The organism is Pseudoalteromonas aquimarina (genome assembly GCF_049257255.1).
Lineage (GTDB): Bacteria > Pseudomonadota > Gammaproteobacteria > Enterobacterales > Alteromonadaceae > Pseudoalteromonas.
This window is the reverse complement of the sequence record NZ_JBMMUG010000001.1, coordinates 1-14,057: the sequence shown is the minus strand read 5'-3', so window position 1 is coordinate 14,057 and position 14,057 is coordinate 1. Positions and strand designations below refer to the sequence as shown.

The 14,057-nt window shown below is 40.3% G+C and carries 10 protein-coding genes, 1 tRNA gene and 1 rRNA gene; 3 read left to right on the top strand and 9 right to left on the bottom strand.

Annotated features, from left to right (window positions below; translation table 11 throughout):
* Positions 1 to 960: an FAD:protein FMN transferase gene (locus AAEU29_RS00060; protein WP_421971549.1), complete on the bottom strand. Its 960-nt coding sequence runs from the start codon at positions 958 to 960 to the stop codon at positions 1 to 3.
* Positions 961 to 1,114: 154 nt separating this feature from the next.
* On the opposite strand from AAEU29_RS00060, the gene AAEU29_RS00055 reads away from it, so the two are divergent.
* Complete coding sequence (locus tag AAEU29_RS00055; protein WP_421971548.1) at positions 1,115 to 1,966, top strand: HDOD domain-containing protein; 852 nt, start codon at positions 1,115 to 1,117, stop codon at positions 1,964 to 1,966.
* Positions 1,967 to 2,098: 132 nt separating this feature from the next.
* Here AAEU29_RS00055 and AAEU29_RS00050 read toward each other — a convergent pair whose 3' ends face one another.
* The 5 genes from AAEU29_RS00050 to pepA all read right to left on the bottom strand — a co-directional run bounded on the left by AAEU29_RS00050 (position 2,099) and on the right by pepA (position 10,037).
* Entirely contained in the window at positions 2,099 to 4,258 is a 2,160-nt protein-coding gene (locus AAEU29_RS00050; RefSeq protein WP_421971547.1) for a S46 family peptidase, read from the bottom strand.
* Positions 4,259 to 4,381: 123 nt separating this feature from the next.
* The gene (locus tag AAEU29_RS00045) at positions 4,382 to 5,146 is read right to left on the bottom strand and encodes a glycosyltransferase family 25 protein (RefSeq protein ID WP_421971546.1); all 765 of its coding nucleotides are present in this window, start codon (positions 5,144 to 5,146) and stop codon (positions 4,382 to 4,384) included.
* Positions 5,147 to 5,199: 53 nt separating this feature from the next.
* On the bottom strand, positions 5,200 to 8,046 hold the full coding sequence (locus AAEU29_RS00040; protein WP_421971545.1) for a valine--tRNA ligase: 2,847 nt from the start codon (positions 8,044 to 8,046) through the stop codon (positions 5,200 to 5,202).
* Positions 8,047 to 8,063: 17 nt separating this feature from the next.
* On the bottom strand, positions 8,064 to 8,504 hold the full coding sequence (locus tag AAEU29_RS00035) for a DNA polymerase III subunit chi (RefSeq protein WP_421971544.1): 441 nt from the start codon (positions 8,502 to 8,504) through the stop codon (positions 8,064 to 8,066).
* 21 nt (positions 8,505 to 8,525) lie between these two features.
* The gene (gene pepA / locus AAEU29_RS00030; protein WP_421971543.1) at positions 8,526 to 10,037 is read right to left on the bottom strand and encodes a leucyl aminopeptidase; all 1,512 of its coding nucleotides are present in this window, start codon (positions 10,035 to 10,037) and stop codon (positions 8,526 to 8,528) included.
* A gap of 155 nt (positions 10,038 to 10,192) precedes the next feature.
* Here pepA and lptF point away from each other — a divergent pair, with 155 nt between their 5' ends.
* Positions 10,193 to 11,308, top strand: a complete 1,116-nt coding sequence (gene lptF, locus AAEU29_RS00025; RefSeq protein WP_421971542.1) for an LPS export ABC transporter permease LptF — start codon at positions 10,193 to 10,195, stop codon at positions 11,306 to 11,308.
* Positions 11,305 to 12,369 (top strand): LPS export ABC transporter permease LptG, encoded by a 1,065-nt coding sequence (gene lptG / locus AAEU29_RS00020; RefSeq protein ID WP_421971541.1) that lies wholly within the window; start codon positions 11,305 to 11,307, stop codon positions 12,367 to 12,369. The genes lptF and lptG overlap by 4 nt, the downstream gene beginning before the upstream one ends.
* Positions 12,370 to 12,394: 25 nt before the next feature.
* Here the strand turns inward: lptG and AAEU29_RS00015 are convergent, their stop codons facing one another.
* From AAEU29_RS00015 to rrf, 3 genes are all read right to left on the bottom strand, one after another.
* A complete protein-coding gene (locus AAEU29_RS00015) occupies positions 12,395 to 12,892 on the bottom strand; it encodes an RDD family protein (protein ID WP_421971540.1) in 498 nt (165 codons plus the stop codon).
* Positions 12,893 to 13,043: 151 nt separating this feature from the next.
* Positions 13,044 to 13,128 (bottom strand) — tRNA-Leu (locus AAEU29_RS00010).
* An 816-nt stretch (positions 13,129 to 13,944) separates the two neighbouring features.
* Positions 13,945 to 14,057: ribosomal RNA gene (gene rrf / locus AAEU29_RS00005) — 5S ribosomal RNA — on the bottom strand; the annotation flags it as partial.

The window sequence follows — 14,057 nt, the reverse complement described above, 5'->3', positions numbered from 1 at the left end:
TTAATTTGCTAATAAGCCGTTAGAGAAATGCAGCTTTCTGTCTTTATCAATAATCAGCGCTTCATAGGCTGGCATTTGATTTATTAATGCTAGCCCCTCTTTCACTCCAAGCACAAACACACTGGTCGATAACGCATCTGTCATCACGCTTTTTGCGCCAATAATGGAAACACTTTGCACCTCTGATGCTGAGCGCCCCGTTTTAGGATCGATAATATGGTGATGACGAATACCATCTTTAATAAAATAACGCTCGTAATCACCTGAGGTGGATATAGCCTCATCTTCCATTGGTAGTTGAATGGCGTGCTTGCCTTTTTTACGCGGGTCTTGAATAGCGAGTAACCATGGCCTTTCCCCATGTTTTCCCAGCGCTTTGGTATCACCACCAGCACTCACTAAAGCTGAAGTGACACCTAAGGTTTTTAACAAGGAAACAGCATTATCAACGGCATAGCCTTTTGCAATACCGCCTAAATCTATTTTCATGCCTTTTTGCGCTAACAATACAGATTGTTTTTGTGGGTTAAGCTTTATTTGCCTGTAATCAATCAGTGCTTGATTGTTTTGCAGCAATTCTTGATTTGGTTTAATGCGCTCACGGTAGTTATATAAAAAGCCAACGCTTGCAAACGTGATATCAAATGCACCGTTTGTTTGATTGCTGATATCAATTGATAACTTAATTAGCTGGTAAAGTTCCTCACCAATTACCACTTCTTTAATTCCTGCGTTTTTATTAATTGAATAGAGCTCGCTTGATTCAATGTAAGGGCTCATTAATTGATTAATACGCTGCATTTCAGCAAAAAATGCTGACGCTATTTTCTTTGCATGCACTTCATCGTTATGCCAAAACGTTACTTTGACCGAAGTGCCCATAATGGCTTGCTCTTCAAAATGCCACTGCGCCCGACAAAGAGCGGGAAAGATAAGAATTAAAAAAAGTAGGTAACGCAAAATTGTGCCCAAATATAAAAACGCTTATTTGATTGTGCCACAGATCTGATGGCTAAATATATACGCTCAATAAACCAAGAACCTTTGATTTATATCTAACTTAAGAAATAAAGACCAAGTATAATAGCCATTCAAAGAACACATGGTGCTTAACATGATCGAAATTGATAGTAAGGTTCTTACTGACCTAGAATCTGGGTTTACTATTCCTCCTAAACCTGAGTTATTACAATCACTGCAAAATGAATTAAGTAATGAGTCACCTGAGTTAAATAACATTGCCTCAATTGTTGCAGCAGATGTTGCTATTGCAGCGATGGTTTTAAAAGTGATCAACTCCCCTTTTTATGGCCTTGCCAGAACAATTACAGATATAAAACAAGCTGTTATGTTTCTTGGTTTAGAGGGCATCACTAATTTGGTAACTGGTTTTCTGTTAGAAAAAGCATTTGATCAAACTAAGTGCTGTATCAAACTTGAACGTTTTTGGGATACCGCAAGTGAAATCGCTGCAATTTCAACTCTAATAGGTAAAAAGCTTAAATCTAAGGTACCGACTGAAAACCTACATATGGTTGGCTTGTTTCATGATGCAGGCATTCCTGCGATGGCAATGAACTACAATGATTATGTTAAGGTACTAGCAGAATCAAATCGTGACTATCACATTTCATTAATTGAGCGAGAAGAATCAACTTACCGCACAAACCATGCGGTTGTTGGTTATTTTTTAGCAACAAGCTGGAATTTACCAAAAAATATATGCCAAATTATTTTGCGTCATCACGATGTGAGCTTTTTAGAAAAGCTTGATTTTGGTCAGGATCAACTGACCTTTGCGACCCTTAAAATGGCTGAAAATATAGTGCACGTGAATCGCCGCTTTGTTGCTTCACCTGATTGGCCGTATATGAAAGAAAAAGTGTTAGCGGTATTAGATCTTGATGATGAAGATTACCAAGATATTAAAGAAGATGCGGAAGAGTTTTTTAATAGCACACACTAAACTGGCATAACATCTTATTTAACATAGATATATCGTTAGAAGTCCTGCTTATATTCAGCCACTAGCCAATAAACGGTGAAATTTTCAAAACAAAAAAGGAGGCATAAGCCTCCTTTTTTAAGCATATTGTACTTATCGTACAATCTTCATTTCGTTTAGTAGATTTTGCGCATTATCAACTTTGTCCATTACCCAAAGCATATAACGTGAATCTACGTGGATTGAACGATTTAAGTTTTCATCGTAATCCCAGTCACCAATGATACTTTCGTAAACACCGTCAAACAGTAAACCAACCAGCTCTGCGTTACCGTTAAGTGTTGGTGAACCTGAGTTACCACCTGTGGTATCAACATTTGATAAGAAGTTTACTGGTACTGTGTTCATACCACCTGTGTAATCACCGTATTGCTTTTGCTTGATTAAGTCATTTTGCTTTTTCGGTGAGTTAAATGGTTCAACATCGGTATTTTTCGCAAGTAAACCTTCAAGTGAAGTAAACGGCGTTGCTACAAGGCCATCTTGCGGCGAGTAACCACCCACTGTACCGTAAGTCACACGTAATGTGCTGTTTGCATCTGCATATACTGGCTTATTAAGTGACTTATTGTAAGCAATAATCGCTTCCATTAATGCTGGGCGAGCAGCCTGCATTTTACCTGTTAGCTCTTTTTCTTGATCTTCAATTGACTTCATTACACTGAAAATCGCTTTTGCGTATTTCACAAATGGGTCGTTGCTTTGATCAAGCTGCGCAAGATCTAAGTCCAGCATCCATAATCGCGCTTTTTCATCAGCCAATTTAGAGTTTGCATACATGTCATCTAGCATTGCTGCATGTTTTGTTTTATCAAAACCATTGGTTAGATTTAGCGCGTTATCAACTTCATCTAAACGCTCATTTTCAGGAAGTGCAGCGTATAGCTCTAAGAAGTGAAGTAGAATTGCTTTATCAACTGGCTCTGCATAACGACGGCTCATGCTCTTAAGACGCGCTTCAATGCGCGGTAAATCACGCTCTTGATAACCACTTTCGCGCTCTGCGTCTGGCTTTTGCTTTTCAACGGCTAAACGATACAACATACGCGCTGTTGAAATCATTTGTGAGCGGTGAACGTAGCCTAACATACGATCGCGTTGGTTGTGCTTTTGAGACTCTGCAACAAGCGCTTCTAAATCAGCTAACACACTACCGTATTTTGCTTTACGGTCACTGTCATTGTTGATCCACGCTTGTAGGTCTTGTTCAAATTGTTGCTTACGGATATACATCGAGCCTTTTTTGAAGCTCTCAATCATTGAACCATAGTTCTTGATGTAATTGTTGTAGCCTGCAATCGTGCTTTCGTATGCGATGCGCTCTTGCGAACCTTCGGGTGCGTTTTCTTCGATTAGTTCAACGTATTTAGAGTTGTGCTTGCGAGAAAGCGGGTATGCGGTGTTAAAAACATAATCTACTTCTGGAGATACACGGTAACGGTTAGTACGGCCTGGGTAGCCAGTTACCATCACAAAATCACCTTCTTGCACGCCTTTAGCACTCACGCTTAAGAATGAGTTAGATTCAAATGGAACGTTATCTTTTGAGAATTCTGCAGGTTTGCCATCTTTACCAACATAAGCGCGGTAGAATGCAAAATCACCAGTATGGCGAGGCCACATCCAGTTATCGATATCGCCGCCGTATTTACCTACACCCATTGCTGGTGTGTAAGCTAAACGTACGTCTTTAATTTCAAGCGATTTAATAAGATAGTACTCTAAACCACCGTGGAAGGTGTATACATTACAGCGGTAACCTTTATCCTCTTCACACTCAGCTACAAGTGCTTTACGGTTAGCATCAATTGCTTCGTAGCGCGCTTTGCCTGCAAGACTCTCAGTACCCTTTTTCACTTTAGCCGTAACATCTGTCACTTTTTCAGTTACATAAACACGTGAACCTGGTGCTGCTGGTAAATCTTCAGATGGTTTCTTTGCTAAAAAGCCATTTTCTAGAATGTTGTTATCAGTTGTTGAGTTGTACTGGATAGAACCATAAGCACAGTGGTGGTTAGTAACAACTAAACCTTTTGGCGATACAAATGATGCTGTACAGCCACCAAGGCTGATAACGGCATTCATTGGGAATTCGGTAAGCTTTGAAATTGACTTAACATCGATTGCTAAACCTTTTGCTTTAAGAACATCTTCTAATTCAGGTAATTGGTGTGGTTGCCACATACCCTCGTCGGCAAAAGCCGAGCCTGCAAAGCTTACTGCAAGTGCAGCTGCGATCGCTTTAATGCGCATTGTGCGTTTCCTTTTTATTAGTATTTCGTATGAAATTGTTACAATATCACTATCTCTTAAAATGACTTTGCGAGTCAATTTTTTGCGCTAAATAAAGTAAACAAGCGTAAAAATTTTGGGTATTTATTTAACCGACACTTTTGCTAGTGAACTTAGTAAGTTGTCGGATTGCTTATTGATTTGATTAAACACTTCATACTTCAATTTTTGCCACAGGCGTTTGAGCCGATTCTTTTTGCCCCCTTTCCTATGACTCTGAGCATCAATCTCACTTTCAACATCTGCAGTGTCAAAAACAGCATTTTCCACAGCAAGAATGCGTAAATTGTAGCGCCACCACGACTTTAACAAAACATCTGCTGGCTCACCAAAATTCTTATAAGCTCGCAATAATTTCTCAGCCCCTTCCCGAGAAACCAACTGAGCTAATGCCGAAGTGGGAACTTTTGTTGGTATTCCAATTTTCAAATTTTCTGAAATTTTAACTGAGTTTCTCAAGCGCTTTTTCTTTTTCCCTAAGTACAGTTTAATAACATCCCAGTCATTCGAGGTTTGTGCCAGTGAGGTTAATTCCTTAAAAAGATCATAGTTTGCGCGTGCATCATCTTCTAAAATCAGCGCGCATTGAAAATCAGATTGTAAAAACGCGCTGAGTGCTCGTTTATGACTTTCTACACAACCAATTTCGCCGCTGGAAAGTACCTTGTGGTAATACTTTTTATTAAGCTTTGCACAGTATCCTGAATTTTTAAGCATCTCTGGCTGTTTACCGTCTGCAGCTTCAATACGGGTATAAGTACAGTTATATTTGTTTAATTCGGCTTCCATAGCACCGCGCCTATCTTGGCTACGCGCTAAATTAATATAAAAAATACCTAGGCTATTCATTTTCGTCCTTGCAAAAAAAACCGCGAATTTATCGCGGTTTTTTAACAAAAGCCTTAAAGACTTTCAATTTTTTCTTTTTGCTCAAGCAGTTTCGCTTTTGCTTCACTGTATTCAGCAAGCTTTTCTTGCTCTTTGGCAAGTACTGCTTCAGGTGCATTGTTAACAAACTTTTCGTTTGCTAACTTACGCTCAACTTGCTCTAAGCCTTTTTCTGCTTTTTCAAGCTGTTTACTAATACGCGCAAGCTCAGCTTCAACATCGATAAGACCTGCCATAGGAATAAGTACTTCAAGACCACCCACTAACGCGGTTGCAGATGCTGGCGCTTCGTCAGTGTCAGCTAATACAGTCGTAGACTCTAATTTAGCTAATGATGCTAGGAACTTTGCGTTTTCTTCTAGGCGACGCTTATCTTCGTCACTTGCGTTTTTAAGCAGTACATCAAGCGGCTTGTTAGGGCTAATGTCCATTTCACCACGGATATTACGGATCGCAACGATAAACTGCTTAACCCACTCAAGATCAGCCATTGCTGACTCGTCCACTTTGCTTGCATCAAACTCAGGGAAAGATTGCAGCATAATGGTATCGGCGTTAATGTTTGCAAGTGGTGCAACACGCTGCCAGATTGTTTCAGTGATATATGGCGTTAATGGGTGCATTAAGCGCAGTAAACCTTCAAGCACAGTAACTAGCGTATTACGTGTACCACGTTGCTCCGCTTCATTGCCTTTAAACAATACCGGCTTAGTAAGCTCAAGATACCAGTCACAGAATTGGTTCCAAGTGAACTCGTAAATAGTGCTTGCCGCTAAGTCAAAGCGGTAATTATCTAAATGATCAGTAAATGTTTTAACTGTGTTTTGGAATTGGCCTAAGATCCAACGATCTGCAAGTGAATGCTCCATTTCGCCACCATTAAAGCCACAGTCTTTTTCTTCTGTGTGCATTAAAACGTAACGGCTCGCATTCCACAGCTTGTTACAGAAGTTACGGTAACCTTCAAGACGGTTCATATCCCAGTTGATATCGCGTCCTGTTGATGCCATTGCAGCAAGTGTAAAGCGCAGTGCATCTGTACCGTGTGCTTCAATACCCTTTTCGAATGTCTTACGAGTGTTTTTCTCAATTTTTGCTGCCAGTTGTGGCTGCATCATATTACCCGTACGTTTTTCAACTAAGGTCTCAAGATCAATACCGTCAATCATATCGATTGGGTCAAGTACGTTACCTTTTGACTTAGACATCTTATCGCCATTTTCATCGCGAATAAGGCCGGTTACGTAAACCGTTTTAAATGGTACTTGCGGCTTGCCGTCTTCATCTTTGATGAAGTGCATGGTCATCATGATCATACGTGCAACCCAGAAGAAGATAATATCAAAACCCGTTACTAGCACATCTGATGGGTGGAAAACTTTTAAGTCTTCAGTTTGTGCAGGCCAACCTTGCGTTGAGAACGTCCAAAGTGCCGATGAGAACCAAGTATCAAGTACGTCATCGTCTTGCTTAAGTGCAACGTCAGCGCCAATATTGTTGTCGCTGCGTACTTCTTCTTCGCTACGCCCAACATAGACATTACCCTCAGCATCGTACCATGCTGGAATACGGTGACCCCACCAAAGCTGGCGTGAAATACACCAATCTTGAATGTCGTTCATCCATGCGTTGTACATGTTTTCGTATTGTGCTGGCACAAACTTAATGTCGCCATTAGCAACTGCTTGTTTTGCTGGCTCTGCCAGTGGCGCTACACGTACATACCATTGGTCTGTAAGTAGTGGCTCAATAACAACACCCGAACGGTCACCATATGGTACTGTTAGGCTGTGATCTTCAATTTTCTCAAGTAAACCAAGCTGTTCAAACTCATCAACAATCGCTTTACGCGCATCAAAACGGTCAAGGCCATGGAAGCGCTCTGGAATTGGTGCGTCAATTTCTTGCGGCTTGCCATCAAAGGTATAGCCTTCACCCGCTGTTAATACCGCAGCATCTTTGTTGAAGATGTTGATCATCGGTAATTGGTGACGTTTACCAACTTCGTTATCGTTGAAGTCATGCGCAGGGGTAATTTTTACACAACCTGTGCCTTTTTCCATATCTGCGTGCTCGTCCGCAACAATTGGAATACGACGATTAACAATTGGCAGAATAATCTCTTTACCAATTAAATCTTGATAACGCTCATCATTTGGGTTTACAGCAACACCTGTATCACCCAGCATGGTTTCAGGACGCGTTGTTGCTACAACAATGTAGTCTTTACCGTCTTTTGTCGTTAAACCATCAGCCAGTGGGTAACGCAGGTTCCACATATGGCCTTGTTTGTCTTTGTTTTCAACTTCTAAATCTGAGATTGCCGTGTGTAGCTTTGGATCCCAGTTTACTAGGCGCTTACCACGGTAAATTAAATCTTCTTTATGAAGACGAACGAATACTTCTTTAACTGCTTCAGAAAGACCTTCATCCATTGTAAAACGTTCACGGTCCCAATCTACCGATGCACCTAAACGACGTAACTGCTTGGTAATAGTACCGCCTGACTCGTTTTTCCACTGCCAAATACGGTCAATGAAATTATCACGGCCAAGCTCGTGGCGCGTTTTACCTTCTTCAGCAGCAAGTTTACGCTCTACAACCATTTGCGTTGCGATACCTGCGTGGTCAGTACCCACTTGCCATAATGTGTTATTGCCTTTCATTCGCTTAAAGCGAATAAGCGTGTCCATAATGGTATCTTGGAAGGCATGGCCCATGTGCAAGCTACCTGTGACATTTGGCGGTGGGATCATAATTGAATACGCGTCACCTTGACCTGACGGTTTAAAGTAGCCTTTCTCTTCCCAGCCTTGATATAACGACTGTTCAATATCTTGTGGATTATAGGTTTTATCCATTGCACAGAACCTTAATACTAAATCTCTATCTCTTGTGTCGACAAATGCGCCCCTAATTGACGCATTACTTTGTAGCGTTCACGCGCTACACCTTTTAATTGTTCATCAGCTGGTACAAAGTCATATACCTCTGAAAAGCGACGAATAAAATCAGGCACTGTTTTAGCCAAATTTATTATCACTTTGCGATTTGCCACTGGCGCTGACTCGCCAATTTCAACAGGTGAACCTGCTTGTGGTCCCTCGCCTTGTAGATTATGCGGCACAAAGCTATCAACTTCGAATTGCCACAAATGCTCATCAATTAAATGGGCATCTTCTTGATTATCTACAAAAATAAATACTTTTTTTCCCTGTCGGTAACAATCAGCAGCTAGCCTTGCTGCTAGATCAAAATGAGCCGGAATGGTATTTACCGGCTCATTTAGTTGTTTTAGAACGTAAAATACTGCGTTCATTAAACTGCCTCTAGAAACACTTTAGGCATCTTGCTCCATATTAACATCAGCACGGTTTAATAGATACTGAGTTAACATTGCAACTGGGCGACCTGTTGCACCTTTGTTCTTACCACTACGCCATGCAGTACCCGCCACATCTAAGTGTGCCCAGTGATACTTTTTGGTAAAGCGCGATAAGAAACACGCAGCAGTAATTGTACCCGCTGCGCGTCCACCTAAGTTAGTGAAATCTGCAAATGGGCTTTCAAGTTGCTCTTGATATTCATCCCATAACGGTAACTGCCATGCTCTGTCGCCACTAAGCTCTGATGCTTTTAATAAGTCATGTGCCAGTGGGTTGTGGTTAGCAAGTAGACCTGAAGTATGGTGACCAAGTGCAATAATACACGCGCCTGTTAAGGTAGCTACGTCAATTACAGTATCTGGATCGAATGCTTCAACATAAGTTAATGCATCACATAATACCAAGCGGCCTTCTGCATCCGTATTTAAAACTTCAACAGTTTGACCAGACATGGTTGTTAGAATATCACCTGGGCGGTATGCATTGCTGCTTGGCATGTTTTCACAACCAGCAAGTACCGCAATTACGTTAATTGGCAGCTGCATTTCAACAATCGCACGCATCGTACCTAGTACACCTGCGGCGCCACCCATATCGTATTTCATTTCATCCATGCCTTCGCCTGGTTTAATTGAAATACCACCTGAGTCAAAGGTAAGACCTTTACCTACCAGTACAATTGGTGCTTTATCTTCTGCCGCACCGGTATAGTGAATAACCGACATAATCGATTCATTTGCACTACCACGGCCAACCGCTAGGTATGAATGCATACCTAACTCTTCCATTTCTTTCTCGCCAACAAGGTTTACTTTAACGTTATCAAAGTTTGCTTCAAGTGCTTGCGCTTGCTCACCTAAATACGCTGGGTTACAGATATTTGGTGGCATATTTGCAACGTCTTTACACAGCTTTTGACCGTGCGAAATTGCAAGACCATGCTCAATCGCTGTTTCACCAATCGTTAATTCGCGGCGCGTTGGTACGTTGAAAACGATTTTACGAAGCGGTCTGCGTGCTTCGCTTTTCTTGCTTTTTAGCTGATCAAAAACGTATAAGCTGTCTTGCGTTGTTTCAACAGCTTGGCGTACTTTCCAATAAGTATCGCGACCTTTAACATGTAATTCTGTTAAGAAACATACCGCTTCCATTGAGCCCGTATCGTTTAACGTGCTAATGGTTTTTGAAATAATTTGCTTGTATTGCTTATCATCAAGCTCGCGCTCTTTACCACAACCAACTAAAAGCACGCGCTCACTTAACACGTTTGGTACATGGTGTAATAGCAACATTTGCCCAGGCTTGCCTTCTAAATCGCCGCGGCGTAGCAAATTAGAAATATAACCATCGCTAATACGATCGAGTTGCTCGCCAATTGGTGATAAACGGCGAGGTTCATAAACACCCACAACAATACATGCACTGCGTTGTTTTTCTGGGCTGCCACTTTTAACGCTAAATTCCATAGCGACTCCTGAGTGATTTTGACTATAAATTAAACCAAAACAAACTTAATTTTTAAATTTAAGTCCTAATGGCATATATTTAAGTTGTAAAAATACAAAGTTTACTTAAAATTTCAGACTATTCCAGTAAAAAGACAAGTTTTGTAGGGGTCGCGGTGTTAATCTTTCGCTATTTATCGACAGAAGTATTTAAATCTCAGCTCGCGGTATTCCTCACCCTGATGACAATTTTCGTCAGTCAGAAATTTGTCTCTATTTTAGCTGATGCGGCAGAGGGTTCTATTCCTGGCCAATTAGTTTTCCAAATGGTAATGCTTAAATTACCGCAATTAGCCTCATTAATTCTCCCGTTAAGTATTTTCCTAGGCATTATTTTGGCTTATAGCCGCATTTATGCTGACAGCGAAATGACAGTTTTAAAGGCGTGCGGCGTGAGTGAATGGTATGTGGTGCGCTTAACTTTAGTATCTTCAGCACTTTTAGCTATTTTAGCCGGTTTTCTTACACTTAAACTTGCACCATGGGCAAATGAGCACGAATACCAATTAAAAGAGAAAATTGAAGCCGATGCAGGCCTTGCAGCGCTTCGCTCTGGGCGATTTCAGCAAACTGATAACGAAAAAGCCGTTGTATTTATTCATGATATTAATCAAGGCGGAACTGAGCTCGACCGCGTTTTTTATGCGCAGATTGATAAAGACGGAGAAATGCGTACCTCAGAAGTTGTTTATGCCGAAAGAGGTAAAGTATTAGAAGATAGCAACACCGGTGAACAAAAACTGATATTAAACGATGGTAAACGTTACGAAAATCCTGCGGGTTCAAAGCAATTGCAGTTAACTGAATTCACTAATTATGAAGTACAAATTCAAGATCAGGCAATTGAACAAAAACGTCGCAAATTAGAAGCTTTGCCATCAATGCAATTATTAGAGCAAGGCACTAAAGAGGCGATTGCGCAATTCCAATGGCGCTTAGCAGTGCCTTTATCAATTCCGTTACTTACCCTAATAGCAGTGCCTTTATCTGTGGTTAATCCGCGTCAAGGTAAGTTTGCTAAATTAGTACCCGCTATTTCACTGTACCTTGGTTACTTTGTTCTATTAAATGCAGGTACCTTTTTAGTGCAAGATGGCAAAGTACCTACCTCTATTGGTTTATGGTGGATCCACTTAAGTGCTTTATTTATTGGTACATTCTTAATTCTCAGAGACCGGCCTCTTGGCTCTACAATTAGAGCTTGGTTTAGCAAGAAGGAGGCTACAGCATGAAAATATTAGATGGTTATTTAGGCCGCAGCCTTTTACAAACAACGGGATTTACCCTGTTAGTTTTGGTAGGTATCGGTACGTTAATTAAATTTATTGAACAGCTTAAATCTGTTGGTCGCGGCACATATGATATTGTTGATGCTGTGCTCTACACCTTATATAGCATGCCTTACGATATAGTTGTCTTCTTCCCTATGGCTGCGTTAATTGGTGGCCTGCTTGGGCTTGGTGCGCTTGCTTCAAACAGTGAGCTTGTGGTTATGCAAGCAGCTGGACTATCACGCTTTCAAATTATTCGCTCGGTAATGAAAACAGCACTGTTACTTGCGTTAGTGATGATGGCAATCGCCGAGTGGGTTGTTCCTGAAGCGCAAAAAACCGCAAAGCAACTACGCACAATGGAAATCTCCGGTGGTAGTATTTTCAACGCACAACAAGGGGTTTGGGCAAAAGATGGCAATACATTTATTAATATTAATAATGTTGATGAGTCAGGTCGTCTTGATGGATTAACTATGTACCAGTTCAACGAGCGCCTTGAATTACAATCGATAAAACGTGCCGAAAAAGCCGTTCCTGAAAAAGATGGTTGGCAGCTATACAAGGTTCAGAATCTTGATATTAATGCTAACAATACAGATACTTCTGTAAGTAAAGAGTTTTTCTATCAATCAAAATTAACACCTGAAAAACTAGGAGTGGTTTCAGTAAAACCAGAAACACTCTCATTTACTGGTTTGTATTCATACCTTTCATATTTAAAAGAAAACGATCAAGATACTAGCACTTACGATCTCGCGTTTTGGCGAAAGGTAGTTCAACCTCTTACAATCGCTGTAATGTTATTAGTTGCCTTATCGTTTATATTTGGCCCACTACGCAGCGTAACCATGGGCGCTCGCATTGTAATGGGTGTGGTAACAGGTATTGTTTTCCACTTAACAGATCGTATATTTGGCCCATTTGTATTGGTATATGAGTTACACCCCTCTATTGGTGCCATAATGCCAAGCGTTATCTTTATTGCCATTGCAACATTTCTACTAAAAAGGCGCCAATAGCGCCTTTTTATTTTTTAAGATAGGGTTAATCGAGTTCTCGATATACCTTTTTGTTCTCTTCTTTTGACAAGGTAATTACCTCTGTTTTTGCAAAGTAATCTTGTAATGCTCGCTTATTCTTAAAATCGAAGATAACCAAAAGGTTGCCAACCCCTAAAAGCGCCGTAACCGCTCTAATAAGCGCTTGTCCTTTACTAATTGGAGAACCATCAAGATTTCTTACTTTTAGTCGCCAAGCACGCATTCCGATGGTTTGACCGCCTTTACACCAGAAATACACATAGAAAAAACACGCCACACACACTAAATAAAATTGATTAATAAAATTCCATGGCTGAGTCGTTACAAAATGAGAGATATCAGCATCATCTGTTTTATTAACTATTCCTAAAGACAGCAATAACTCAATTAACCCTAAAAAGATAATCTGCGCTAACATGATGATTGCGATGGTAGCTAATGCATCATAAACCCATGATGCTAAACGGCGCATAAATCCAGTTCGTTGTTCGATATTTGACATAGAAGATGTAAAACCTTAAAGCTGAAGTACGCGTTATTCTAACCCAGAGAGAGGAACACACGCTAATTAAAGTTAAAACAAGCTAAATTACAGGCATAAAAAAACCGACTTTCGTCGGTTATCTTCTCATTAATACTTTATATGTATTTAATGGTACCAGTGGGCGGACTCGAACCGCCACGCATTGCTGCGGGGGATTTTGAATCCCCTATGTCTACCAATTCCATCACACTGGCACAAATTCTTGAAAAGGCTTATCTCTTTATCAAGAATTTGCATTATACAAACTAATACAACCACAGCAAGCAGTTTTTAGTGTTTATTTCTCAATTGGTTATGAAGTAAACTGCGGAGTTAATTATCAAGAAAACAGTTTAAATACATCTCTTAAAATTTCTAGCCTAAATTTCCTTATGAGTTTGTTTATGAAGTAATGATAAATACATAGAGGCACACAAAAATGATAACGAAATGAATCAAATACATCTCATCGCAAATAAACAACTTAAATAAAACATTTTCAATTTTAAAAATCTAGCTATTAATAGATCCACCTAATTTGAGTAGTCGAAGAGTTTAATTAGTTACTTTAGTATTCTGCTGTTTTAGTGATCCACTATTTGGACCCAATTGTTGGGTGTTTATGTACTCATAGCGCTGAGAGACACAAACCTTGCTCCCTACGACAATAAAAGATGATATTTATAGATGGGTTAAAGGAAACGCTATCTCAATTCTAAAATGCAAAAAACTCAAACATATTGTTAAGGTATGCTTTTTATGAACAGCTAATGATGCTTAAGTGCCCACAGAGCTAGGGAATCAGATGAGTGACGATAGATCGGCAAGAATATTTTGAGCAGCTCAGCTGATTTATCTAACTGAAGGCTGGCGCTTGCATTTAAAGAAGCTTCCCATCATATGGATGAACATAGAGATATGTGATGGAACCAAGTTACGACGAGGTATAGTGACGATATTTGTTGTAATGAACTTAATATCTAAATACAAAAAAGCCTCAACACACTGTTGAGGCTTTCTTTTAATTAGGAGCTTGGCGATGTTCTACTTTCACATGGGCGAACCCACACTATCATCGACGCTGTTTCGTTTCACTTCTGAGTTCGGCATGGAGTCAGGTGGTTCCAAAACGCTATGGTCACCA